This window comes from Candidatus Pseudothioglobus sp. Uisw_041 (assembly GCF_048087625.1).
Classification (GTDB): domain Bacteria; phylum Pseudomonadota; class Gammaproteobacteria; order PS1; family Pseudothioglobaceae; genus Pseudothioglobus.
Genome location: NZ_CP159805.1, coordinates 439,287 through 463,697, shown reverse-complemented (window position 1 = coordinate 463,697; position 24,411 = coordinate 439,287). Strand labels below are relative to the sequence as shown.

The window sequence follows — 24,411 nt, the reverse complement described above, 5'->3', positions numbered from 1 at the left end:
AATGAAAAAAATTCTAATTATACTCTGGCTAATAACTCCATTTCATGCAAGCCAAGCATTAAGTTTTAACGATATAGTAGACTGGGCGAAACCTCTAATGCCATGGTATGAATCTGTTCCAGAGCTTTCATTTAGCCTAACAGATACAAAAGGTGTCATTTTTACAGAGAAAAATACTCGCGGAAAATATCTTGTTATTAATTTTTGGGCAACTTGGTGTACTCCTTGCCTAAAAGAGATTCCTGCATTTGTAAAATTTTATGAAGAAAATTCTGATTATGTTGAAATCCTTGGACTTGATTTTGAGCCTGTAGATCTAGAAATAATTAATGACTATGTGGGGCGCTTTTCGATTAACTATCCTATCGTACTTTATAACGAAGATAATGACTCTGAATATTCAAATTTTGGCGAAATTATAGGCATGCCAACTACTCAAATATATAGCCCAGAGGGTGAATTACTTCATACTTTTATGGGTGAAATTACAATAGACGATTTGGGCAAATTTATAGTACCAACCTCTTAGAGTGACCGCCTTCATCTCGAACCATTCTTGGAACTAAATAACCTGGTAATAAGGTTTGAAGTGTTTTATAAATCTCTTTTGCTCTTTTATCTGTAACTAAAAAACGCTCAGCTCCGGAAACCTTATCAAGAAGATGGATATAGTATGGCAATATATTAAATTCAAAAAGCTTGTTAGACAGTTCAGATAAAACCTTAGCACTATCATTCACGTCCTTAAGTAATACTGACTGATTTAATAAAGTATGAGTCTTTAAGCTCTCGACATTTTTCATAAACTCATCAGATATTTCCCTCGCATGATTTATATGAAAAACAAAAACGACTTTTAACTTAGTTTTGTTAAGCATATCAACCAGCTCCTGAGTAATTCTTGATGGAATTACTACAGCTGTTCTAGTATGAAATCTAACTGTTTTAATATGACCAATAACCTCAATTTTATTTAGTATTTTACTAATTTTTTTATCACTCAATGTTAAAGGATCACCCCCACTCAAAACAACTTCACTCACTTCTTTTTTATTCATTAAATAATTATCAATGGCGAGCCAGTTTTTTAAAATATCATGTGATATATAATCAAAATTCTGCCTAAAACAGTACTGACAATGAATTGCACACACACTAGTTGCTGTTAGGAGAACTCGTGAGGGATACTTATGAATTAATCCCTTAACTGGAGAGTGTTCTTCATCTAAAACAGGTGAATCAAAAAAGCCCTCAGTAGCTTTGGCTTCTTTTGGAAGAACTTGAAGCATTAGAGGATCTAAAGGATTAGACTTATCAATTCTTTCTGCAAATTCAAGTGGTATTTTGATGGGAAAGTGAAAATCTTTAAAAGTACTTCCTTCAAAATATTCATTGCACGCATTAGCGCTTTTCAATGATAAGCGCGCACTCTCATTCCAAGATTTATTCATATTAATTTAGTAGTAAGCCAGCTTAACTGTGACAAAGAAATCAGTCATCATTATAATGTCTCACAAACTGATTATAATTTATCTATACTGCCATACAGTAATATCCTTTTTCAAATAATCAGAACAAAAAAAACTCCAAATTAAATTTAATACCTAATATGAATTCAGCGCAAATAGTTGACGGACTAAACGAAAAACAACAACAATCAGTAACACTAAGTGAAGACACAAATGCATTAATCCTTGCAGGTGCCGGGAGCGGAAAGACGCGCGTATTAACTCAAAGAATTCATTATTTAGTGACAACAAAGAATCATCATGTTAACGACATACTTGCAGTGACTTTTACAAATAAAGCTGCAAATGAAATGAAAGAGAGATTGGGTGATTTACTGAGACAGCCAATTGGCAGGATGTGGGTTGGCACTTTCCACTCGCTTGCTCATAGACTACTTAGGACTCATCCTATGGAGGCAAATCTTTCGCCCACATTTCAAATCCTTGATGCTCAAGATCAGTTTCGAATTGTTAAGCGCTTGATGAAAGAGAATGGAATTGATGAAACAAAGCTTCCTATAAAAAAAGTACAATGGTTTATTAACCAACAGAAAGATGAAGGCATATTGCCCCATCAAATTGATGCAGGTTATAACTTTTTTGTAAAGCAAAGCACTAAAGTTTTTGATCTTTATGAGAAGCATTGTCAGGCTAATGACTTGGTTGATTTTGCAGGCTTACTAGTTAAAAGTTACGATCTTTTAAAGAATAATCAATCCCTTTTAGATCACTACCAAAATAAATTTTGTCATATCTTAGTTGATGAATTTCAAGATACTAACCGAGTCCAATATCAGTTTATAAAAATACTTCATAATCAAAACAACCATGTTTTCTGTGTTGGGGATGATGATCAATCAATTTACGGCTGGAGGGGTGCAAGAATTGAAAATATTCAAAAAATAGAGAGTGACTTTAAACCAATTCAAGTTATCAAGCTTGAGCAAAATTATCGCTCAACAGGAAATATTCTTAGCGCATCAAATGCCCTAATTGCAAACAACCAGAATAGGCTTGAAAAATCACTCTGGACGGAGTCAGGAGATGGCGATCTTGTCAATGTATTTAATGCAAGAACCGAAACAGAGGAAGCTCAATATGTAATTGGTGAAATCCAGACCCAATTTAATCATGGTAGGAACCTAGATGAATGCGCCATACTTTATCGATCAAATGCCCAATCTAGAGAATTTGAACAAGCACTTAGAGGGCAAAATCTTAACTATAAAATCTATGGGGGTTTGCCATTTTTTGTACGTGCAGAAGTAAAAGATGCAATGGGTTATGTTCGACTCATTGAAAACACTTCTGATAATATTGCTTTTGAGAGGATTGTGAACTTTCCAACTCGTGGGATTGGACTGTCAACTATTGAAAAAATCAGATCTCACGCTATTGAAAACCATACTGACCTTTTTCAGTCATCAATTGCTATTATTAATAGCCTGCCAGCTAGGGCAGCAAATGCTTTACAGTTGTTTATCCATTTAATTGAAGAAATTAGTGACAGCACTAAAAATCTAATGCTTAGTGAAAAAGTTGACTCTATTCTACTTCAATCTGGATTAATGGCACACTATGCTAATGATAAGACTGATAAGGCTGGCACTAAAAAAGCAAACCTAGGTGAACTAGTTACAGCAGCAACTAAATATACACATGAAGAAGATAATGAACTAAATGAAACTCAGGGCTTTATTGCTCTTGCAACTCTTGACTCAAGTGGTGAGTCTAATAAAAGTAATCAAGGGTCTGTTCAGCTAATGACTGTCCATTCAGCCAAAGGATTAGAGTTTCCTGTAGTCTTTTTGGTAGGTCTGGAAGAAGATTTGTTTCCATCCAGACAACGCGAGGGAGAGGCTCCTAATACTGATGAAGAAAGGCGTCTTTGTTATGTGGGTATGACTAGAGCAATGAAGTCTCTTACCCTCACCTATGCAAGTAGACGTTTTATTAATGGGCAATCCTTTTATTCAATGCAATCAAGGTTCCTTGATGAAATTCCAAAAAGTTTTTTAAACTATATTAAAAACACTAATAGTGAAAACACTCATCAAGGATATGAAAAAAATACCAACGTTAGTAAGAAGATGGTTGCAACTTCAGATTCAATTTACTCAATAGGTCAAGTTGTTAAGCACGCAAAATTTGGACTTGGCACTATTTTAAATTATGAGGGAAGTGGTGACTCAATGAGACTGCAAATTAACTTTCAAAAAGCTGGAACGAAATGGTTGATTAGCTCTTACGCTAACCTAGAGATAGTTTAGCCTTGAGACCAAGGCATACCATCATGCCTCCAACCATTAAGGTTGCCGCGATGATCGTTTTCATCCAAGTCACCCTCAAATCCACTAGCAACATGGGAAAGACAAGTAAAACCATTACTTTGAAGGCATTTTAAAGCCTCATTTGATCTGAATCCACTTCTGCATATAAAAATCAGTTCAGTATTCAATACTTCACTTTGGTCTCCAAGTTCATTCAGAACTGATTCGTAAAAAGCCTTTGGATCAGATTTTAGATCCGGCTCATCAAACCAAGGAATAAGAATTGAATTTTCTGGATAGCCTACATACTTATGTTCAGCACGTGTTCTAACATCAATCAATACAGCCTTTGGATTTTCCTTAAGTCTTTCCATAGCCATATTTGGCAACAAATTTCGCTTATAGCTCATTTCTCTTTCCTATCGAAATTAAAATTTTATCTAATATTATCATACGTTAATACTCATTTTTTACGAGTAAAAAGTGCAATTGACTCTACGTGTGCAGTTTGTGGAAACATATCCATCACGCCTGCACTCATCAAAGTAAAGCCTAATTCAATCAAACGAGCAGTATCTCTAGCAAGAGTAGCAGGATTGCAAGAAACATAAACTAATCGCTCAATGTTTAATTTTGGAAGAAGCTCAACAATCTCAATTGCCCCAGTTCTAGCTGGGTCAATTAAAGCTTTATTATATTTTTGACCTCTAAACCATTCAGAGCCTGATACATCTTCAGACAGGTCTGCCTTATAAAATGAGGCGTTAGTAATTCCATTAGCATCAGCATTTGCTTTAGCTCTTTCTACTAAGCCTTTATCACCCTCTATACCAACTATTTTTTCAACATATTTTGAAATAGGAAGCGTAAAGTTACCAAGCCCACAGAAAAGATCAAGAACGCTATCTTGATCATTCAATTCGAGCAATTCAATCGCAAGGTTAATCATTTTTTGATTAAGCGCAAAATTAACTTGAGTAAAGTCATTCGGTAAAAATGCCATTTCAATCTTATGATCAGGAATAGAGTAAGTTAGAGTTACAGCTCCAATCAAAGGCTTGATGGTTTCTAGGCCTCCACTCTGCGTATACCAAGTTATTGATAATGTTTCACCGCACTTTTTAAGTATAGCTTCATCAGCCTCAGTTAAAGGTTGTAGATGCCTTAAAATTAATATTGTATGTGACTCCGAAATTGCAGCCTCAATCTGAGGAATATGCTCCCTAATACTGAGCTTACCAATACAGTCTGCAATTATTTCTAGATTGTCACCAAGCGACGGATGTAAAACTTCACAGCGGCTCATCACAGTTATAAATGAAGACTTTCTTTCTCTAAAACCAACAAGAACTTTTTCTTTTTTGGCAACATAGCGAACGCCTAATCTGGCTTTACGGCGATAACCCCAGCTCTCAACCTGCATGGGCTCGAGCCAGTTTTTAGGTTCAGCCTTAGCTTGACCAATAAACGCACTTTGAAGCCAGCTCTGCTTTGCAATTATTTGATTTTCAGATGAAAGGTGCTGAAATGAGCAACCACCACATATTCCATAAACAGCGCACTTTGCCTCAATTCTATCTGGTGATGATTTAATTATTTCGACAACATCAGCCTCTTCAAACTTTGCTCTGGAGAGCGTACGGGATGCAATAACTTTTTCTCCAGGTAAAGCTCCTCTAGTAAAGATAACTTTGTTGTCACTATGAGAAATCCCCCTGCCTTCATGGGATAATGACTCAATCTCTATTTCATAAATTTTACTCTTTAACTTTCTACCTCTAGGCATCTAATAACTCCACCCAATGCTTCACAGGAATTGAGCTGCCTTTTTGAAGATGCATCAAACAGCCTATATTACTAGTAACTATCATCTCTGGCTGAGAAGCATTTAAATTTTCAAGTTTATTTATCATTAATTTATTCGCTATTTCCGTTTCAAAGATTGAATATGCTCCCGCAGAGCCACAGCAGATATGTGAATCCTTAATTGGAGTATTAAGATAGCCAAACTGAGAGAGGATTGACTCAACAAGTCCGCCTAATTTTTGGCCATGTTGTAAAGTGCATGGCTCATGATAAGAAACATTTAACTCTGATAATTGCAGTCCACTTAAATCTTGATTTGCTAGATATTCTGCAATATCTTGAGTTTTTGATGAAACTCTTTTAGCTTTCTCAAAATATGGGTCTGACTCTTCAAATAGGCTTGGATAATCCTTTACCATAACCCCACATCCACTTGCACTGGAAATAATAGCTTCTGCATTTGACTCAAGTTCTAGAGTCCATTTATCAATATTACGTTTCACTTTTGATAAAGCATCTTTTGGCGCAGCTAAGTGCTGATCTAATGCGCCGCAACAATCACTTTGCCTGTCATCTAGAACTCTTACATCTAATTTAGCTAATATATTTTTTATACTATGATTAATATTAGGAGCTAGTGTTGGCTGCACACACCCCCCTAAAAGAAGTACTGTGGACTTTACCTTTTCAGGTTTTATTGGTTTTGAAATAATTTTAGAGTGTCGAAAAAAATAACCTACTGGTTTAAAAATTAAAGGTGTTGATAGAACCTTTCTTACTGCAAATCGATAAAGTGTTTGCAGGATTGATCTTTTAGGCTCTATAAAATTACGGCCAACCTCAAGCAGCTTGCCATATTTAACACCTGAAGGGCAAGTGGTTTCACAGGATCGACACGTAAGGCACTGATCCAAATGCTTTAGAGATTTAGAGCTATATTCATTATTTTCAAGTGCTGACTTTATTAAATAAATTCGACCTCTTGGAGAATCAAGCTCATCTCCTGAAATTTGATAGGTCGGACAGGTTGGTAAACAAAAACCACAGTGTACACATGAGGCAATTACTTGGCTAGCAATGTCATTTTCATGTTGTGTGATCGATGGCTGTTTAAGCTCTGCATGCATTAGATAAAAACTCCATAAGGATCAAATACTTTTTTTAACTTAATTTCAACTTGCTCTCTTAATGAAGACTCTTTATTTTTTATTGATGGTTTTTTATGAAACTGCACTGCTACCTTTTCAGGCAAGATCTTTAAGCTAATTTGGGTAATTATTGCCAAACGACCCATTGAGCCAACCAAGAGGCGAGATACATCATAACCAGCAACATTCTTCATAACTTGGCCACCAAAATTTAGCAGTTCACCCTTACCATTAATTATCTGAACGCCTAAAACACTATCTGAAAATTCTGCTCCAGATGTTGCATACAATGACCCAATTGTTTTTTTAGAGTCACCGGTAAAAAAAGCTAAAGCTTGATTATTTTTTGAGAGAATTTTATTAACTTCATCAATAGTTGTTCCCGCCTTTAATGTAATGACTAACTCTTCTGGGAAGTATTCGACTATCCCTGAATATGAAGACATATTTAATTGCTCTTCTTTATTATCTTTAACATTATTAGTAATTCTGAGTTTATTAGCTTGCCTTACTTTATGCTGCATTTCTGAAATTGAGCTCATAGCTAGAAGCGCTCCAATTCAGGGTGAGGTAAATTGCCATTATGAACATGCATATTTCCTAATTCAGCACAACGATGAAGCGTAGGCACAGCCTTTCCAGGATTAAGAAGAGAATGAGGATCAAAGACCGCCTTAATTTGATGAAAAATCTCTAGCTCTGAACTATTATATTGATGACACATGGCATCTAATTTCTCAATTCCCACGCCATGTTCACCAGTAATTGATCCACCCATATCAACGCATAACTTAAGGATGTCATTACCAAAGTCTTCTGCTTTTTCAAGCTCTCCTGGCTGAGCGGCATCATATAGAATTAAAGGGTGTAAATTACCATCACCGGCATGAAAAACATTTGCAACTCTTAGATCATATTGTTCTGAAAGACTGCTTATCTTTTCCAGAACATCAGCAAGATATCTTTTTGGAATTGTGCCATCCATACAGTAGTAGTCAGGAGATAACCTTCCAACCGCAGGAAATGCTGACTTCCTTCCTTTCCAAAAAAGTAAGCGTTCCTCTTCATTTTCTGACACTCTTACAGAAGAGGCTTTAGAAAGTATATTAATAACTTTATTTAAATCTTCCTTTACCAAGTCTTCAGAGCCATCTAACTCACACAGTAATAGTGCCTTAGCGCCTAATGGGTATCCTGCCTGAGCAAAGGCCTCAGAAGCTTCAATGGCAAATTGATCCATCATCTCCAGCCCGGCTGGGATAACTCCAATCTTAATAATTTCTGCTACTGTGTTAGCGCAATCTCTAACACTATCAAAACCAGCCATTACAAGTTTTGCTACTTGTGGCTTTTTAGTCAGCTTAACAGTAATTTCAGATATAACACCCAAAAGACCTTCAGATCCGGTCATTAATGCCAATAAACCCATGCCTTCATCTTGCCTCGAAAAAAGCAACTCTTGGCCATCTATTGTCAATATTTTTACTGCCTCTAAGTTTTGAACTGTTAGTCCATACTTAAGGCAATGAACACCACCAGAATTCTCTGCAACATTTCCACCAATAGTGCACGCTATTTGAGAAGATGGGTCTGGCGCATAATACAAACCATATTCTTCAACTGCCTCACTAATTGCAATATTACGAACTCCTGGCTCAACTATTGCTGTTTGAGCTTCTGGATCAATAGAGAGGATGCGAGTTAGCTTTGAAAGCCCCAGAACGACACTATCTTTAAGCGGTAAAGCGCCTCCAGATAGCCCTGTCCCTGCGCCTCTTGTAACCACAGGAGTATTATTTTTCTTACAAATTTCCAAAACTTTTTTAATTTGATCAACATTACTAGGTAAAGCAACAGCTAAGGGCTTTTGTTTATAAACACTTAGGCCATCGCATTCGAAAGGACGAGTATTCTCTTCACCAGATATGACTGAATTTTTGGGCAAAGCCTTGGTTAACTCTGAAATAATAGGCATATAACTTACATTTAAATAATTATTGTTAATATTGATGCACTCTATTAACTTATGCCTATAGTAGCTTAATTAAATAGAAGCTCAATTAATATAGTTCAAGTTGCTTTGAATATTATTAAAAACTATTTACACAGCTTCTATGATAATGCTCATGACTGAAAACATTATAAAGAGTTATTAATTATATTTCCTAAAAAAACATATGAAATCATTTACCCCCCCTTCAAGAACTCTTATGGGCCCTGGTCCTTCAGATGTTCACCCAAGAATCCTTAATGCAATGGCAAAAACAACCATTGGCCATCTAGACCCTGCTTTTATTAACATGATGGATGAAATTAAAGAGATGCTGCAGTATGCCTACATGACTGATAATGCATTAACAATGCCAATATCAGCGCCCGGCTCAGCTGGAATGGAGGCCTGCTTTGTAAATCTTGTAGAGCCTGGAGATAAAGTTATAGTTTGTATCAACGGTGTCTTTGGGTCAAGAATGAAAGAAAATGTAACTCGAATCGGTGGCCAAGAAATAATCATTGAGGATGACTGGGGAGCACCCGTTAGCCCTCAAAAACTTGAGCAGTGCTTGACTGAAAATCCTGATACTAAAATTGTTGCATTTGTTCATGCAGAAACTTCAACAGGCGCCTTGTCGGATGCAAAATTACTTTGTGGGATTGCCAATAAGCATAATTGCTTAACTATTGTTGATGCAGTGACCTCACTAGTAGGCTCAGAATTAAGAGTGGATGACTGGGGTATTGACGCAATCTATTCTGGGTCTCAAAAATGTCTTTCTGCTATGCCAGGGTTGTCACCAGTTAGCTTTAGTGAAAAAGCAATTCATAAAATTAGTAATCGAAAAACGCCTGTAACAAGCTGGTTTTTGGATCTTAATTTAGTGATGGGTTATTGGGGTAAAGGCTCAAAGCGTGCATATCACCATACAGCTCCAGTAAATACTCTATATGGCCTTCATGAATCTTTAGTTATGCTTTGTGAAGAGGGACTTGAAAACTCATGGAATCGACACCAACAAAATCACCAGTTACTTAGAGATGGTTTAAGTGAACTTGGGATTAGTTACTTAGTTGAAAAGTCTAGCAGACTGCCTCAGCTTAATAGCGTATTCATTCCTGAAGGAGCAAATGACGCTGAGATTCGCACCACTTTATTAAATGATTACAATATGGAAATCGGCGCTGGCCTTGGTAATTTGGCAGGAAAGATATGGCGAATTGGATTAATGGGCTATACTTCAAGAAAAGAGAATATAGAACTTTGTTTGTCCGCACTAAAAAAGACGTTATAGGCCTTTAGCTTTCCCGATCTTTAATTTTTGCTAAAAGCACTTCATCGGTCTCAACCCTGTCAGGATCTGGGAGACAACAATCAACTGGGCATACCTCAACGCACTGCGGTGTATCAAAATGCCCTACACACTCAGTACAAAGATCGCCATCGATTTCGTAGATCTCTTCGCCCATATAAATAGCCTCGTTCGGGCATTCAGGAACACAGACATCACAATTAATGCATTCATCTGTAATAAGCAAAGACATAAACGATCCTCAAGTTAGATAATAATTTAATACAACCAATCCAGCTGTATCCTGTATTCAATAGATGGATATTTTAACGTATCAGAGTAAAAATAAAGATGATTTTGGGTATCATTAATCATTTTATTTCTAGGGTTATTATGAGAGTACTTTTAGTTGTTTTTTCATTATTATTTTCTTCTATGTCATTTGCTGCAACTAATGATGGAATTTATGCACATTTGCAGACCAATAAAGGAAAAATAGTTGTTGAGTTGGCTTATAAAAACGCGCCGCTAACTGTAATCAACTTTATTGCATTATCAGAAGGCACTAAAAAAAGTAACAAGGATATTGGCGTTCCTTTTTATGATGGCATATTTTTTCATAGAGTAATAGATGACTTCATGATTCAAGGTGGAGATCCCAAGGGAGATGGCACTGGTGGCCCTGGTTATCGATTTGCAGATGAATTTACCGATTTAATGCATGACAAACCTGGAATCCTATCAATGGCTAACTCTGGACCGGCAACGAATGGATCGCAATTTTTTATTACTCATGTGCCAACTCCATGGCTAGATGGCAAGCACACAGTTTTTGGTCATGTCGTTGAGGGCATGGACGTTGTAAATTCCATTCAAAAAGGTGATACTTTGGAGACTGTAAAAATTGAGCGTATTGGTGACAATGCAAATGAATTTATTGCTAATGAAGGCTCATTTAATGATCTACTAGCAAAAGCAAATGAAGGAATTATTGCTCAACAAGCTTTGCGACAAGTTGACTTTGAAGACTTTGCTACTTCCGCTTATCCAGATGCTACAAAAAATGATTTAGGTTACTTCACAAGAATTAATAAGGAAGGTGATGGCAATCTAGCAAATCAAGGTCAGCTTGTTTCAGTAGATATAGCATTAAAAGCTAACAGTGGACAAATAATGCGTGCGCCAGGAAGCCCAATTGACTTCACGCTTGGAAGTGGTGAAATAATTAGAATTGTTGAGGAAAATACTCAAGCAATGTCCATTGGAGAAGATCGTACTATTATTGCAACCTATGAATATGTATTTGGTGATGCTCCAAGTGGCAACATACCTCAAGACTCATTCATAATATTTGAACTAATTCTGATTTCTGCAAAGGATAAATAATAATGTTTTTAGAAATATTAAGCTTTCTATCCTCATTAGATACTGGCTTTAATGTTCTAAGCTATTTAACTGTAAGAGCTGTATTTGCAATGATGACCGCCCTTCTTATTACATTAGTTCTTGGCAAATGGATTATTTCGAAACTTCAGCATTATCAAATTGGTCAAGTGATTCGTAATGATGGCCCAGAAACTCACTTAGAAAAAGCAGGAACTCCAACTATGGGAGGAGTCCTAATACTTTTTGCTTTTTTTATCAGTGTCCTTATTTGGGGAGATTGGGACAACCCATTTCTCTGGATAGTAATTGTTACAGCTCTTCTTTTTAGTACAATTGGCTTTATCGATGACTATCTAAAAATTAAAAAACAAAACTCAGATGGTCTAAGTCGAAGACAAAAAATCCTGGCGCAGTCGATTAGCGCAATATTAATTTGTGTGTGGCTACTGAGCTTAAATTCTAAAACTATTGGCGCAGAGCTATTGATTCCATTCTTCAAAGACCTTATTATTCCGCTTAATACGCTTTCTTTTTTAATTATTGGCTGGTTTGCACTTGTTGGAAGCTCAAATTCTGTCAATCTTACAGATGGTCTAGATGGCTTAGCAATAATGCCTGTAATTTTAATCAGTGGAGCACTTGCAGTTTTTGCTTATATTGGGGGAAATTATAATTTCTCAGGCTATCTGAATATGCCATTCATGCCAGGAACAGGTGAAATATTCGTTCTATGCGCAGCATTAGTAGGAGCTGGCTTTGGCTTTCTTTGGTTTAATACCTACCCAGCTGAAATATTTATGGGTGACACTGGATCGCTCTCTTTAGGTGCAATCTTAGGGGTTATTGCTATTATTGTTCACCAGGAGATACTGTTAATTCTAATGGGCGGCATATTTGTTGCTGAGACCTTATCAGTAATTATCCAAATAAGCTACTTTAAGCGCACTCAAAAAAGAATCTTTTTAATGGCGCCACTGCATCATCACTATGAGAAAAAAGGACTTAAAGAGCCAAAAATTATTGTAAGGTTTTGGATAATTACCCTGATTTTGGTTTTAATTAGTTTAGCCAGTATAAAGATTCGATAATGTTGATTGTTTACGCACTGTAAAATAAAATTCATGAGTATAAAATCAGACAAGTGGATTCGTAAAATGTCCCTAGAAAATGGGATGATTCATCCATTTGAGCCAAAACAAGTTCGACAATCAAACGATCAAAAAATAATCTCTTATGGCACCTCTAGCTATGGCTATGATGTTCGCTGCTCAACTGAATTTAAAATATTTACCAATATCAATCACAATATTGTTGATCCTAAAAATTTTAATGCCAAAAGCTTTGTTGAAATTGACTCAGATGAATGCATTATCCCTCCAAATTCTTTTGCACTCGCAAGAACAGTTGAGTACTTTAAAATTCCTCGCTCTACGCTAGTTATATGCCTTGGGAAGTCCACTTATGCAAGGTGCGGCATAATTGTTAATGTCACTCCACTTGAGCCAGAATGGGAAGGACACGTAACTCTAGAGTTTTCTAATACAACACCTTTACCTGCAAAAATATATGCCAACGAGGGCGTTGCTCAAATGCTCTTTTTTGAGTCTGACGAGGTATGTGAAACTTCATATAAAGATAGAGACGGAAAATACCAAGGCCAAACTGGCGTAACTTTACCAAAGGCTTAGGAAATATGTCTGAAACCTCCAAACGTCGCACTTTTGCGATCATTTCACATCCCGATGCTGGCAAGACTACAGTTACTGAAAAGTTGCTCCTTTATGGTGGAGCTATTAAAACAGCTGGAAGCGTAAAGGCAAGAAAAGCTGATAGTCATGCTACAAGTGACTGGATGGAAATGGAGAAGGAAAGAGGCATCTCTATTACTTCATCAGTGATGCAGTTCCCTTATGATAATCACGTTATCAATCTACTAGATACACCTGGACACGAAGACTTTTCTGAGGATACTTACCGTACTTTAACTGCTGTGGACTCTGCTTTAATGGTTATTGATGTAGCCAAAGGTGTTGAGCAAAGAACAATTAAATTAATGGAAGTATGCAGACTTCGTGATACGCCAATCATAACCTTTATCAATAAGATGGACCGCGAAGGACGTGAACCTATTGATCTTTTGGATGAAGTTGAATCTGTACTAAATATCGAATGCTCGCCGATCACATGGCCAATTGGAATGGGAAAGGGTTTTAAAGGAGTTTTTCACCTGCTTGAAAATAAAGTTTATTTATTTGAAAGTGGTAAAAATGCAAATATTGGTGACAACACAATTATCAAGGGAATTGATAATCCTGAATTAGATAAAATACTGGGTGAAGATTTTGCACAAGAAGCCCGAGAAGAAATTGAACTCATTAGCGGAACAACAAACCCTTTCAATTTAAAAGATTTTCTTGAGGGCAAACAGACGCCCGTATTTTTTGGATCAGCAATCAACAATTTTGGTATCGAAAACTTACTAGATGGGTTTATTAAATATGCCCCTTTACCTCAAAGCAGGCAATGTGATACTAGAAAAGTATCTCCTGAAGAAGGAAAACTCACTGGATTTATCTTTAAAATTCAAGCAAATATGGATCCTAAGCATCATGACAGATTAGCATTTATGCGAATTGTCAGTGGTGAATATCAAAAAGGGATGAAGGTCCTTCAAGTTCCAACAGGTAAGCAGATAAAAATTGCAAACGCTGTAACCTTTATGTCTCGTGAAAGAAGCTCAACTGAAGTGGCCTATGCTGGCGATGTTATAGGTATTCATAATCACGGCGGGATAAGTATTGGAGATACATTCACTCAAGGCGAGAAAATTAACTTCCAAGGCATCCCTAACTTTGCTCCAGAGCTTTTTAGAAGAGCACAGCTCAAAGATCCTCTCAAAGCTAAGGCATTACAAAAAGGGCTTGATCAGCTTTCAGAAGAAGGGGCAACTCAGGTATTCAGACCAATTTCTAATAGCTCTCAAATTTTAGGGGCTGTAGGTATTCTGCAATTTGACGTCGTTGCTCATAGACTCAAATATGAGTACGGAGTTGATTGTCAATTCGAAACGATAAATGTAGCAACAGCAAGATGGGTTACCGGCCTCGATAAAGATATCGACCAGCTCAAAATAAAAGCTGGGAATAATGTTGCAATTGATAGCGCAGGAATGCTTTCTTATTTAGCCCCAAGCATGGTAAATCTTCAGCTTACAATCGAGCGTCACCCAGACTTAACCTTTAGCTCTACAAGAGAGCACTGACTCTTAAGCTTCTAATGGCTTAACAACTTCAGCTATATCTTTCTTATTTAAATAGCCTACAACTGAGCCACCTGAGTCTTGAACTATGCAGCAATCAGCATTTTCACGAAGCATCTCACATAAAGCGGAGTCCACTGAGTCCGTCTCATTAACAGCGATACTTGAAGAAGCTTTTGCCGGCTTCTGATCAGTCATCACAGATTTTGTTTGAAGGACATGAGAGCGATTTACTTTTTTGACAAAGTCCTTAACATAATCATCAGCAGGAGTCATTATAATTTCCTGTGTTGTTCCATGCTGAACCAGCTCACCACCATTAAGAATAGCAATACGGTCTCCAATCTTTAGGGCCTCTTCAAGGTCATGAGTAATAAATACAATAGTCTTGTGAAGTTCTTTTTGAAGCTCCAGTAACAAATCTTGCATATCACTTCGTATGAGCGGATCAAGCGCACTAAAGGCTTCATCCATCATTAAAATTTCAGTATCGCACGTTAAAGCTCTCGCCAAACCAACACGCTGCTGCATTCCACCTGAAAGCTGAGACGGATAACGATCCTCATAGCCAGATAAACCTACTCGATCAATCCATTTCTTCGCTCTTGCAACTGCTTCATCACCCTTTACCCCTTGCAAATGGACACCTAAACAAACATTATCCAAAATCGTTTTATGCGGAAGGAGTGCAAAGCTTTGAAATACCATTGCAGTTTTTTGTTGCCTAAATTGCCTAAGTTTTTCCTTAGGCATTTGTATTACATCTTCACCACCAATCATAACCGAACCAGATGTAGGCTCAATGAGGCGATTAATATGTCGAATTAAAGTAGACTTACCAGACCCTGAAAGCCCCATAATTACTTCAATATTTTTATTTGCTAAGTCAAGATTGATATTGCTCAAACCAAGGACATGCTGATGCTCCTTAAGGAGATCATCCTTGGTCATACCGTTATCAACATGCTTTAAGACAGATTTAGCTTTTGGACCAAAAATCTTAGTTAAATTAGTGATCTTAATTTTAATATCTTTCGTCATAGAACATCTCCAGAACGGTGTTTTTGAATCCGGGTTCCAAACGCTTGTGAAACCCTATCGAATATAACTGCTAAGGCAACAATTGCAAGACCATTTAGCAGCCCCATAGACAAGTATTGATTTTGAACAGCTTGCAGCACAGGAAGCCCAAGTCCTGCAACTCCGATCATTGAAGCAATAACAACCATCGCTAGTGCCATCATAATAGTCTGGTTAATCCCTGCAAAAATATTCGGAAGTGCAAGCGGAATTTGTACCATAAATAATCGCTGCGTATAGGTTGCGCCAAAAGCATCTGCAGCCTCCATTGCTTCTTTATCCACAAGTCGTATACCCAGATTTGTTAAGCGAACAATTGGAGGCATAGCATAAATACAAACTGCAATCAATCCTGGAACTTTTCCAATTCCGAGCATCATTACAACTGGAATAAGATAAACAAAGGACGGAATCGTTTGCATAACGTCTAACACTGGTGTTATCCATGACTGAGCTCTATTAGACTTTGACATCCAAATACCAAGAGGTATACCAAAAGCTAAACAAATTATTGTTGCCGCTGAAATCATTGTGACAGTTGACACCATAGGGGTCCACATATTGAAGAATCCAATTGCAAAGAATGCCAACATAACACCAATTGAAACTTTAATACTTCGAGCACCAAGCCAAGCAAGGACACCTGCAACAGCCAAAAAAATTGGCCATGGTGTTGCCAGTAGTAGCTTCTCTATTATTACTAAAAAAGTTAATAGTGGATCAAAAAATGCCTCAATATTACCTCCAAATTCTCTTGTAAAGTCTTTAAAGGCGGAATCAACACAGTTACGAGAGCTCATCATCACGTCACCTGGAATTGATATTACATTATTAACAAACAAGGTAAAGTCTGAAGTAGTTATTGATTCACCAACTCGTGAACTCATAGAGGAAAAATACTCTGCTTGAGATTCTGGATCAACAGAAAGAATAGAACCCATGTTAGACTCTATGGTGTTAGAAAGAGCTTCAATTTTTATGCCAAGAGCCTCAGGATCTGTTGATCGAACCGATATATACTGCCTGTCAAGCCTTTCTACAGTTTTATCAAAATTAGCTACCGCTCTTAGCTTTATGTCACCATAATTACCAGCATCATATCTACTTGCTAATTCAATTACTTTTGCACTGAGCTCATTACCTTTTGATGTTAGTGGCATTAGAACACTCTCAACTGTACTAACATTAGTTCTAATGGCAGCCTCCTTTACGCCTCTAGCTAGAGCCTCAGGATCGTTTATTAAGGGCATTAAGTCAGATACAATTTGATTGCTACTTACCATTTCTGTAACTTTGGCATGCGTTGAAATACTTAATGTATCTAGATTGAAGATCATATCCCTAACACCAGGAAAATTTTTATACATTGGCGCTGAAGCGTTAGCTTGCTCTCTTATTTGAGATAGCTGATCTAAATGCAACTGAAGATTATAGTTGGAGCTAAGGTAGTCTATATTAGCTTTTAATGTATAGATTTTTTCATTTAATAATGCTATTTGCGAGCCCATCTCACTTAAAAAAGCATCATTATATTGCTCTGCTTTATCTGCAAAATCTTTTGAAAGTTCTTGAACTTTATCTGTAATAACCTGTGACTCAGCACTATTATTTAAATAGCGAATATTTTCATCAATGGTCTTAAATAAAGATTCTAGTTCAGGAAATACTGAAATCACACCATCAGCTGAGCTGATTGAATCAACTCTATTGATGAGCTCATTAAGTGAGCCTCCATATGTGTCAATTAAAAAATTTTCATTTGATTTATATTGACTTGAAAGTTCTTGAGTTTTAGTTTCAAGTGCTTGAGCTAGTAGCTGAACTTTTTCAAGTAACTCTGCAGAATTGTTGACTTCAGTCAAGGGGTTAGAATCATTCGCTAACTCTTTTAGCGTTTTCGTTTTAGCTTCTGCACGCTCAGTGAGCTTTGTAAAGCTATCTGTTATTTTAACCAACTGAGAGTAATCTGTGGTGCTTAGAGCCTGAGTTGTTAAATCGTCAGCTCTTTTTGACATTGCTTGAATAAAGTTTAAATCTTTACCAAGTATTCGTAAATCTGCAATTTCAGATGCTGGGGGAATACACTCTATTATTGACTGTTGTGGAATTGGCCTAACTGCCGCCATAGTAAAACTCCTTTTAAACTCTCACAATTTAAACATTTTTTAAGTTCAAGTTGATATCTAATTTGAACTTAATATTTATACAACTTGTCAAACAAAATGAAACACTAAAAAATAATTTTTATGATTAAAGACTAATGTTTACTCTTTAATCATAAAAATTGCCCGTAATCATAAAATCTACGGGCAATTAGTATTTACTTGAAACTAGAACAAATTAATCGTTAACTAATTTCTTCTAACCTTTATAGAGAAGCTTCAACTGAGGCAGCAACATCAGCGCTAACCCAAGTCTTCCAAAGATCTCCATGATTAGTTAGAAACTCAACAGTAGCATCAGCTCCAGTTCCGCCTGTGTCTTGCATCCAAACAAGCATTTCATTCATAACCGTACCAGGCCATGTGCGGGCTTTAAAATACCCCATAGCTTCTTTTGGACCGTTATAGAACATGTTGTCACTAACAAGAGCAATAACCACGGAATTAACCCATGCAGAAGGCTCAGGATCAGAACAGTTATCAGCGCCAAGTGCGATACAGTTATGCCAGTTATCATCACCAGCATAAGGAACACCCCACTCAACCTGTTGCATATCATACTTACCAATTATCGCAGTTGGGTTCCAGTAGTAACCGAACCAGTTACCGCCACTCTCTGCAGCCTTAGCAATTGAACCATCAAGACCAGCGTTAGAGCCAGGATCAACTAATTTCCAGCCTTTAGCTTCCATATCCCATGCCTTGAATAGACTTTGGTTTATAAGTTGACAACTCCAACCTGAAGGACAACCATGGAATGCACCTTTAGAAGGGTCTTCTTTGTCTGGGAATAAGTCAGGACGTGCTAGGATAGCTTCAACAGATGTTAGCTCTGGATTTGCATCAAGCGTAGCAGGTAAAACCCACCAACCTTCTCCAAGTCCACTCATTGGCTCAGGATTAGCAACATGTAAACGGCCTGCACCAGTAGCACTTGCAACTAAATCTTTAAATGCATTTGCCCAAATTTCCGGGGCAACATCTGGTGAACCAGTTTCATTCATTGAAGTAAATGTTGGCATAGTAGAGCCAGCAACTAGCTCAACTTCACAGCCCATTGCTTCCAACATAGCTTTATCAACATTAGCCATCAACGAGGCTGACGACCAATTCATATCTGCGATTGTTATTTTTCCACATGCAGCATTTGCAGATGTGCTAAGCAATAATGCTCCAGCAATAGCTCCAAATAGCTTAGTGGTAAACTTAATTTTCATACTTGTTTCTCCTAAGGATTGATTTTAAACATATAAAATAGAGTGAATTAATTCAAACTCTGGCCGAATTATAGCAACAGAGAGCATACAACGTGGTGTTTTTTTTTATTTTTTTATCAAAATTAAAAACAATAATTCACAATGAACTATTTTTTTAAAATTCACATAATGTATTTAAATAAATCCCTGCTTTCTATCTACTCATCTTCTTGTGTATCATCGTTTGCCAGAGGAGGAGCATCTTGTTCTTGATTTCCACCCTCTAACAATGGAGCGCCGTCAACTTCTAATTGATTCTCACCCTCTTCTTCGTCATCTGTTTCCGCTATTTTAGCTACTGAAACTAATTTTTCATCATCAGCAATGTTAATTAAAGTAACGCCCTGAGTATTCCTTCCAATAATTGAAACATCAACTGCGCGCGCTCTAACCAAAGTGCCTTTATTGGAAATTAGCATCATTTCATCTTCATCGGTAACCTGAATAGCGCCAACTACTTCACCATTTCTATCTGATGTTTTTATTGAGATAACACCTGAGCCACCTCTTGCTTGGGAGCGATACTCATCTAATTGAGTTCTCTTGCCATAACCTTTTTCAGTTGCTGTAAGAATAGGATCACCCGACACTGCAACGATCAAGGAGACTACTTGATCTTTATCAGCTAAACGAATTCCTCTTACTCCTATGGCTGTTCGGCCAACTGAGCGGACATCAGACTCTTTAAAACGGATAGATTTTCCTGCTGAAGAGAAAAGCAGGATATCATGCTCGCCGGCAGTGATTTCAACACCAACCAACTTGTCATCATCTCTTAGCTCAATTGCAATAATCCCGCCATTTCTTGGGCGTGAAAAGTTTTTAAGTGATGTTTTTTTACACGTGCCTGAACTGGTAACCATAAACACGAACTGATCATCAGTAAACTCTTTGACTGGCAATATTGCGTTTATCGACTCATCCTTCTCTAAAGGAAGCAGGTTAATAATTGGCTTTCCTCTAGAAATTCTTGAGGCCATTGGCAGTTCATAAACTTTAAGCCAGTGAACTCTTCCTCTAGATGAGAAGCATAAAACCGTGTCATGGGAGTTTGCTACAAACAACTGATCTACAAAATCCTCATCTTTCATCTTAGTGGCAGCTTTACCCTTGCCACCTCTTCTTTGCGCCTGATAATCACTAAGCGATTGTGCCTTGACGTAACCTCCATGAGATAAAGTTACCACTCTATCTTCTTGAGCAATTAAATCTTCAAGTGTAAGGTCGATTTTGTTTTCGATAATCTCAGTAATTCGAGGAGCGCCAAAATTATCTCGAATTTCAGCAATTTCTTGACGAATAACATCCATTAGCTGGTCGGGATTTTGAAGAATATCAAGTAACTTTTTGATTTCTTCAAGTAATCCATTAAATTCATTAAATATTTTGTCCTTTTCAAGGCCCGTTAATCTATGGAGTCTTAAATCAAGAATAGCTTGCGCTTGTTTTTCAGATAATTGATAATCCCCATTCTTTTGAAGGCCAAGATCAGCGCCTAAATCTTGCGGTTTGAACTGAGCCATGTCTCTATCACCAATAAGCTCTTGAATGACAGAGCCCTTCCAGACTCTTGCAACTAAGCCTTCTTTTGCCTCACTAGGATTCTGTGCAGCCTTTATAAGTGCAATTACCTCATCAATATTAAAAAGAGCAACGGAAAGTCCTTCCAATAAATGGGCCCTATCTTTTGCCTTATTAAGCTCAAAAATAGAGCGACGAGTTACTATCTCTCTTCTATGCGCAATAAATGCACTCAAGATAGCCTTTAGATTCATTAATTTTGGCATCCCTTGGTCAATTGCAACCATGTTGATACCAAAAACAGTTTGCATCTCTGTTAGTTTATATAAGTTATTTAGCATCACCTCAGGAACCTCTCCTCTCCTAAGCTCAACCACCATTCGCATACCATCTTTATCTGACTCATCTCTAAGACCAGTTATTCCGTCAATCTTTTTGTCTTTAACAAGCTCTGCAATTTTAGTAATGAGCCTTGCTTTGTTTACTTGATACGGGAGCTCAGTTACAACGATACTTAATTTATCTTCGCCTTCAACATGAGATCTTGAGCGCATATAAATCTTCCCCTTACCAGTCTCATAAGCTTCTCGAATACCAGAAGCGCCATTAATTATTCCAGCTGTAGGAAAATCAGGTCCAGGCATAATTTCTAAAAGCTCATCAATAGTTATATCTTCATTATCTATAAACCTCAGGCAAGCCTCAGTAACTTCAGTTGGATTATGAGGTGGAATATTTGTAGCCATTCCCACAGCAATTCCTGAAGAGCCATTCACTAATAAAGTAGGGACTCGAGTAGGCAATACTGAAGGCTCACTTTCAGAGCCATCATAGTTATCAATAAAGTCTACTGTTTCTTTATCTAGGTCTCTTAAAAGCTCATGTGAAAGCTTTGTCATGCGTATTTCTGTATAACGCATAGCAGCTGCTCGGTCTCCATCTACCGAGCCAAAGTTTCCTTGGCCATCTACTAGGATACATCTCATCGAAAATGGCTGAGCCATTCTTACGATAGTGTCATAAACTGCTGTGTCACCATGGGGGTGATACTTACCAATCACATCACCCACAATTCTGGCGGATTTTTTATAAGATTTATTGTAGTCATTACCAAGTACTTCCATGGCATAAAGAACGCGTCTATGAACTGGCTTTAAGCCGTCTCTAACATCAGGCAAAGCCCTTCCCACAATTACGCTCATTGCGTACTCCAGATAGGAGTCACGCATCTCGTCTTCTATAGTAACTATTGGGAACTTTTGCTCGAGAATTTCTTTAGAATCGATATCGTCAGACATACAATAAACCTATAAAAATAACTAGTTTTAATTGTACCCTAGATGAGGTAAAAACACACCAATAATTTGGGTCTTTTTGAAGGGTAAAAACTACAAAAAAATCCCTAAGAATTTCGAAATTTTATAGATTTTGCAAGATCTCTTAAAAGAGTTTCTGTATCGTCCCAGCCAATACAGCTATCAGTGATACTAACGCCATACTTTAAAGATGGCAATGGTCCAACTTTTTGATTCCCCTCATTGATATGAGATTCAATCATTACGCCGAAGATTGATTCTGAACCCTCTTCAATCTGAGCTGCAATATTTGCACCTACTTTTAATTGATTTTTAAACTGCTTCTCAGAGTTTGCATGAGAGAAATCTACCATAACTTTAGAGACTAATCCCTTTTCTTTGAGCTTCTCACAGGTTTTTTCAATATGTTCTTTGGAATAATTTGGCCCATCTTTCCCGCCTCTAAGAATAATATGGGCAGTATCATTGCCTAAAGAAGTAAAGTGGCTAATACCGCCATCCTTGTTCACAGACAAGAGATGATGAGGACTATTGGCAGACTGAATTGCATCAAAAGCAATTTCTAAAGAGCCACCAGTACCATTTTTAAAGCCAACAGGGCATGATAATGCTGACGCTAACTCCCTATGAGATTGGCTCTCCGTTGTTCTAGCGCCTATAGCACCCCAAGAAATCAAATCAGATAAGTATTGCGGCGTTAACACATCTAAGTACTCAACACCAACTGGCATATTGATTTCACCTAGATCGACTAGAAGTTTCCTCGCAGTCTCAAGGCCTTTATCAATATCAAAACTTTCATCTAGATACGGATCATTAATTAAACCTTTCCAGCCAACAGTCGTTCTTGGCTTTTCAAAATATACACGCATAACTATCAATAAATCTTCAGATAGCTCTTCTTTTAGTTTAAGGAGGTTATTTGCATACTCCATTGCAGCCTTAGTATCATGAATTGAGCACGGGCCAACAAGAACCATAAGACGGTTATCATTGCCATATAGAATATTTTTGATAGCATTTCTAGAGTTTACAACTCCTGATGCAGCTTTTTCAGATAGAGGTAATTTCTCTATAAGAGCATTAGGCGAGACCATCGGCGCACTAGATACAATTCGAACATTATCAGTATTATGATGCATAAACCTTACTTTTGATTTGTAATAACGGCGTACGCAGAGTGATTATGGATTGATTCAAAATTTTCTGACTCTAAAGAGTAGTAATTAATTTTATTATCAGCATTCAATTCTACAGCAATATCTCTAACTATATCTTCAACGAAAGCAGGATTTTCATAAGCCCTCTCAGTGACAACTTTTTCATCATCTCGCTTAAGTATTGCATAAAGCTCACTTGATGCTTTTTGCTCAGCTAAATCAATTAAATCTTCTAAAAAAACAACTGATCCCTCAGAAGGTTTTGCTTCGATAGTTATGTGGGATCTTTGATTATGAGCACCATACTCTGAAATACTTTTAGAGCATGGACATAAACTAGTAACTGGAACTACAACTTTCACAGACATATCTGCCTTACCATCAACAATATTACCAATTAAGGTTGCCTGATAATCAAGTAAACTTTGAACACCAGACGATGGAGCTGATTTTTTTCGAAAAAATGGAAAATCTACTACGATACGAGCACTTGAAGAATCAAGTTTTTCAGCAACCATTTGAACAAGCTCCATAAAACTTTCAACACTAAAGCTGCATTCTTTAGCATTTAAGATTTCAATAAATCTAGACATATGGGTTCCCTTTACATTTTCAGGAAGCCTTACTGTCATTGTAAAATTAGCAACTGATGGATGTACCTCATTAGCTTTATTTACAAAGCTAATTGGATGCAAAATATCTTTAATTCCAACTTGATTAATAACGATATTACGAAGATCTTTAATGTTTTGAGTATCAGGGAGTAGTGTATTTTTCATTATTTATTATTCCGAATAAGTAACTGCAGACCTAGGTGTTTCCCAAATCATAACTTCTTTAACCTTGACATCTTTATTGGTAATTAACAAGGCAATTTCATCAAAAAAATATTTAGCAATATTTTCAGCAGTAGGGTTAAGAACATCAAAAGGCTTTATCTCATTTAAATATTGGTGATCCAGCCTTTTAACCACCAACTTCGTTTGTTTTTTAATTTCACGAAAATCTATTGCAATACCAGAATCATCAAGAACTTGTGAACATACAGAAACTTCCACTTGCCAGTTATGGCCATGAAGTCTTGCACAATCACCAGGGTAATCTCTGAGTGAATGGGCGGATGCAAAGTCTGTAACAATTTTTAGGACGAACATATTCGGAAAAATTGATAAAAAAAATACGAATTATACCTATTTGATTGTAAATTACCAACTTCATGAACTATGAAATTAACCCGGTAGATACTAAGTGTAAA

At 37.1% G+C, this 24,411-nt stretch carries 21 protein-coding genes; 7 read left to right on the top strand and 14 right to left on the bottom strand.

The features are described from left to right. Position 1: 1 nt before the first annotated feature. Positions 2-529 (top strand): TlpA family protein disulfide reductase, encoded by a 528-nt coding sequence (locus ABXT44_RS02365; protein WP_416687846.1) that lies wholly within the window; start codon positions 2-4, stop codon positions 527-529. Here the strand turns inward: ABXT44_RS02365 and ABXT44_RS02360 are convergent. Next, positions 510-1,451, bottom strand: coding sequence for a KamA family radical SAM protein (locus ABXT44_RS02360; RefSeq protein WP_416687845.1), 942 nt, complete (start codon positions 1,449-1,451; stop codon positions 510-512). The genes ABXT44_RS02365 and ABXT44_RS02360 overlap by 20 nt on opposite strands. A gap of 158 nt (positions 1,452-1,609) precedes the next feature. On the opposite strand from ABXT44_RS02360, the gene ABXT44_RS02355 reads away from it, so the two are divergent. Beyond that, positions 1,610-3,778, top strand: coding sequence for a UvrD-helicase domain-containing protein (locus tag ABXT44_RS02355; protein WP_416687843.1), 2,169 nt, complete (start codon positions 1,610-1,612; stop codon positions 3,776-3,778). Here ABXT44_RS02355 and ABXT44_RS02350 read toward each other — a convergent pair. The 5 genes from ABXT44_RS02350 to ABXT44_RS02330 are packed head-to-tail and all read right to left on the bottom strand — an operon-like array spanning position 3,775 to position 8,707. Beyond that, positions 3,775-4,188 (bottom strand): rhodanese-like domain-containing protein, encoded by a 414-nt coding sequence (locus ABXT44_RS02350; protein WP_416687841.1) that lies wholly within the window; start codon positions 4,186-4,188, stop codon positions 3,775-3,777. The genes ABXT44_RS02355 and ABXT44_RS02350 overlap by 4 nt on opposite strands. Before the next feature lie 53 nt (positions 4,189-4,241). After that, complete coding sequence (rlmD, locus tag ABXT44_RS02345; protein ID WP_416687840.1) at positions 4,242-5,564, bottom strand: 23S rRNA (uracil(1939)-C(5))-methyltransferase RlmD; 1,323 nt, start codon at positions 5,562-5,564, stop codon at positions 4,242-4,244. Further along, entirely contained in the window at positions 5,557-6,711 is a 1,155-nt protein-coding gene (gene glcF / locus ABXT44_RS02340) for a glycolate oxidase subunit GlcF (protein WP_416687838.1), read from the bottom strand. Before glcF ends, rlmD begins: the two co-directional genes overlap by 8 nt. Next, a complete protein-coding gene (locus ABXT44_RS02335) occupies positions 6,711-7,274 on the bottom strand; it encodes an FAD-binding protein (RefSeq protein WP_416687836.1) in 564 nt (187 codons plus the stop codon). Before ABXT44_RS02335 ends, glcF begins: the two co-directional genes overlap by 1 nt. A 2-nt stretch (positions 7,275-7,276) precedes the next feature. Beyond that, entirely contained in the window at positions 7,277-8,707 is a 1,431-nt protein-coding gene (locus ABXT44_RS02330) for an FAD-linked oxidase C-terminal domain-containing protein (RefSeq protein WP_416687834.1), read from the bottom strand. Positions 8,708-8,909: 202 nt separating this feature from the next. Here ABXT44_RS02330 and ABXT44_RS02325 point away from each other — a divergent pair, with 202 nt between their 5' ends. Next, positions 8,910-10,019: a pyridoxal-phosphate-dependent aminotransferase family protein gene (locus tag ABXT44_RS02325; protein ID WP_416687832.1), complete on the top strand. Its 1,110-nt coding sequence runs from the start codon at positions 8,910-8,912 to the stop codon at positions 10,017-10,019. Positions 10,020-10,023: 4 nt separating this feature from the next. Here ABXT44_RS02325 and ABXT44_RS02320 read toward each other — a convergent pair whose 3' ends face one another. Then, on the bottom strand, positions 10,024-10,269 hold the full coding sequence (locus ABXT44_RS02320) for a YfhL family 4Fe-4S dicluster ferredoxin (protein ID WP_271537370.1): 246 nt from the start codon (positions 10,267-10,269) through the stop codon (positions 10,024-10,026). Between the two features lie 140 nt (positions 10,270-10,409). Between ABXT44_RS02320 and ABXT44_RS02315 the strand changes: the two genes are divergently transcribed. From ABXT44_RS02315 to ABXT44_RS02300, 4 genes are read left to right on the top strand one after another with little or no spacing between them, the layout of a single operon-like run. Further along, a complete protein-coding gene (locus ABXT44_RS02315; RefSeq protein ID WP_416687830.1) occupies positions 10,410-11,402 on the top strand; it encodes a peptidylprolyl isomerase in 993 nt (330 codons plus the stop codon). Positions 11,403-11,404: 2 nt separating this feature from the next. Then, positions 11,405-12,490, top strand: coding sequence for a phospho-N-acetylmuramoyl-pentapeptide-transferase (gene mraY, locus ABXT44_RS02310; RefSeq protein ID WP_416687829.1), 1,086 nt, complete (start codon positions 11,405-11,407; stop codon positions 12,488-12,490). A gap of 33 nt (positions 12,491-12,523) precedes the next feature. Next, on the top strand, positions 12,524-13,090 hold the full coding sequence (gene dcd / locus ABXT44_RS02305; RefSeq protein WP_271537365.1) for a dCTP deaminase: 567 nt from the start codon (positions 12,524-12,526) through the stop codon (positions 13,088-13,090). A 5-nt stretch (positions 13,091-13,095) separates the two neighbouring features. Beyond that, complete coding sequence (locus ABXT44_RS02300) at positions 13,096-14,664, top strand: peptide chain release factor 3 (protein ID WP_416687827.1); 1,569 nt, start codon at positions 13,096-13,098, stop codon at positions 14,662-14,664. A gap of 3 nt (positions 14,665-14,667) precedes the next feature. Here ABXT44_RS02300 and ABXT44_RS02295 read toward each other — a convergent pair whose 3' ends face one another. The 7 genes from ABXT44_RS02295 to queD form a co-directional block, all read right to left on the bottom strand. After that, positions 14,668-15,702 (bottom strand): quaternary amine ABC transporter ATP-binding protein, encoded by a 1,035-nt coding sequence (locus tag ABXT44_RS02295; protein ID WP_416687825.1) that lies wholly within the window; start codon positions 15,700-15,702, stop codon positions 14,668-14,670. Then, positions 15,699-17,867: an ABC transporter permease subunit gene (locus tag ABXT44_RS02290; protein WP_416687823.1), complete on the bottom strand. Its 2,169-nt coding sequence runs from the start codon at positions 17,865-17,867 to the stop codon at positions 15,699-15,701. The genes ABXT44_RS02295 and ABXT44_RS02290 overlap by 4 nt, the downstream gene beginning before the upstream one ends. Positions 17,868-18,109: 242 nt before the next feature. Further along, positions 18,110-19,120 (bottom strand): glycine betaine ABC transporter substrate-binding protein, encoded by a 1,011-nt coding sequence (locus ABXT44_RS02285; protein WP_416687822.1) that lies wholly within the window; start codon positions 19,118-19,120, stop codon positions 18,110-18,112. A gap of 197 nt (positions 19,121-19,317) precedes the next feature. Further along, positions 19,318-21,978, bottom strand: coding sequence for a DNA gyrase subunit A (gene gyrA, locus ABXT44_RS02280; protein WP_416687821.1), 2,661 nt, complete (start codon positions 21,976-21,978; stop codon positions 19,318-19,320). Between the two features lie 104 nt (positions 21,979-22,082). After that, positions 22,083-23,138, bottom strand: a complete 1,056-nt coding sequence (locus tag ABXT44_RS02275; protein ID WP_416687819.1) for a 3-deoxy-7-phosphoheptulonate synthase — start codon at positions 23,136-23,138, stop codon at positions 22,083-22,085. Positions 23,139-23,143: 5 nt separating this feature from the next. Beyond that, the gene (gene folE2, locus ABXT44_RS02270) at positions 23,144-23,935 is read right to left on the bottom strand and encodes a GTP cyclohydrolase FolE2 (protein WP_416687818.1); all 792 of its coding nucleotides are present in this window, start codon (positions 23,933-23,935) and stop codon (positions 23,144-23,146) included. Between the two features lie 6 nt (positions 23,936-23,941). After that, positions 23,942-24,310: a 6-carboxytetrahydropterin synthase QueD gene (gene queD / locus ABXT44_RS02265; RefSeq protein WP_416687816.1), complete on the bottom strand. Its 369-nt coding sequence runs from the start codon at positions 24,308-24,310 to the stop codon at positions 23,942-23,944. Positions 24,311-24,411 lie beyond the last annotated feature (101 nt).

What these genes read in the sequence shown, in the direction of transcription:
- ABXT44_RS02365 (WP_416687846.1), top strand. Translation starts at nt 2, where the DNA reads ATGAAAAAAATTCTAATTATACTCTGGCTAATAACTCCATTTCATGCA.
- ABXT44_RS02360 (WP_416687845.1), bottom strand. Translation starts at nt 1,451, where the DNA reads ATGAATAAATCTTGGAATGAGAGTGCGCGCTTATCATTGAAAAGCGCT.
- ABXT44_RS02355 (WP_416687843.1), top strand. Translation starts at nt 1,610, where the DNA reads ATGAATTCAGCGCAAATAGTTGACGGACTAAACGAAAAACAACAACAA.
- ABXT44_RS02350 (WP_416687841.1), bottom strand. Translation starts at nt 4,188, where the DNA reads ATGAGCTATAAGCGAAATTTGTTGCCAAATATGGCTATGGAAAGACTT.
- rlmD (WP_416687840.1), bottom strand. Translation starts at nt 5,564, where the DNA reads ATGCCTAGAGGTAGAAAGTTAAAGAGTAAAATTTATGAAATAGAGATT.
- glcF (WP_416687838.1), bottom strand. Translation starts at nt 6,711, where the DNA reads ATGCATGCAGAGCTTAAACAGCCATCGATCACACAACATGAAAATGAC.
- ABXT44_RS02335 (WP_416687836.1), bottom strand. Translation starts at nt 7,274, where the DNA reads ATGAGCTCAATTTCAGAAATGCAGCATAAAGTAAGGCAAGCTAATAAA.
- ABXT44_RS02330 (WP_416687834.1), bottom strand. Translation starts at nt 8,707, where the DNA reads ATGCCTATTATTTCAGAGTTAACCAAGGCTTTGCCCAAAAATTCAGTC.
- ABXT44_RS02325 (WP_416687832.1), top strand. Translation starts at nt 8,910, where the DNA reads ATGAAATCATTTACCCCCCCTTCAAGAACTCTTATGGGCCCTGGTCCT.
- ABXT44_RS02320 (WP_271537370.1), bottom strand. Translation starts at nt 10,269, where the DNA reads ATGTCTTTGCTTATTACAGATGAATGCATTAATTGTGATGTCTGTGTT.
- ABXT44_RS02315 (WP_416687830.1), top strand. Translation starts at nt 10,410, where the DNA reads ATGAGAGTACTTTTAGTTGTTTTTTCATTATTATTTTCTTCTATGTCA.
- mraY (WP_416687829.1), top strand. Translation starts at nt 11,405, where the DNA reads ATGTTTTTAGAAATATTAAGCTTTCTATCCTCATTAGATACTGGCTTT.
- dcd (WP_271537365.1), top strand. Translation starts at nt 12,524, where the DNA reads ATGAGTATAAAATCAGACAAGTGGATTCGTAAAATGTCCCTAGAAAAT.
- ABXT44_RS02300 (WP_416687827.1), top strand. Translation starts at nt 13,096, where the DNA reads ATGTCTGAAACCTCCAAACGTCGCACTTTTGCGATCATTTCACATCCC.
- ABXT44_RS02295 (WP_416687825.1), bottom strand. Translation starts at nt 15,702, where the DNA reads ATGACGAAAGATATTAAAATTAAGATCACTAATTTAACTAAGATTTTT.
- ABXT44_RS02290 (WP_416687823.1), bottom strand. Translation starts at nt 17,867, where the DNA reads ATGGCGGCAGTTAGGCCAATTCCACAACAGTCAATAATAGAGTGTATT.
- ABXT44_RS02285 (WP_416687822.1), bottom strand. Translation starts at nt 19,120, where the DNA reads ATGAAAATTAAGTTTACCACTAAGCTATTTGGAGCTATTGCTGGAGCA.
- gyrA (WP_416687821.1), bottom strand. Translation starts at nt 21,978, where the DNA reads ATGTCTGACGATATCGATTCTAAAGAAATTCTCGAGCAAAAGTTCCCA.
- ABXT44_RS02275 (WP_416687819.1), bottom strand. Translation starts at nt 23,138, where the DNA reads ATGCATCATAATACTGATAATGTTCGAATTGTATCTAGTGCGCCGATG.
- folE2 (WP_416687818.1), bottom strand. Translation starts at nt 23,935, where the DNA reads ATGAAAAATACACTACTCCCTGATACTCAAAACATTAAAGATCTTCGT.
- queD (WP_416687816.1), bottom strand. Translation starts at nt 24,310, where the DNA reads ATGTTCGTCCTAAAAATTGTTACAGACTTTGCATCCGCCCATTCACTC.